The following is a 257-nucleotide window of genomic DNA, read 5'->3' on the forward strand; positions in this document are numbered from 1 at the left end:
CGCTAAAGAGCTTAACTTCCGTGTTCGGTATGGGAACGGGTGTGACCTCTTCGCTATCGCCACCAGACAAGAGATTGTTCTCTCAAAACTAGGTAACAGTTTGCTGAGTAAAGCTTACGCTTTTAAAAGTTTGGTTAAGTCCTCGATCGATTAGTATCAGTCAGCTACACGTGTCGCCACGCTTCCACCTCTGACCTATCAACCTGATCATCTTTCAGGGATCTTACTAGCTTGCGCTATGGGAAATCTCATCTTGA

The 257-nt window shown here is 45.5% G+C and carries 2 rRNA genes; both read right to left on the reverse strand.

The features are described from left to right. Positions 1 to 67 (reverse strand): 5S ribosomal RNA (gene rrf / locus ACN6NE_RS31225); the annotation flags it as partial. Positions 68 to 130: 63 nt separating this feature from the next. After that, positions 131 to 257 (reverse strand): 23S ribosomal RNA (locus ACN6NE_RS31230); the annotation flags it as partial.

The sequence above is a fragment of the Priestia sp. 53B2 genome (assembly GCF_056099005.1).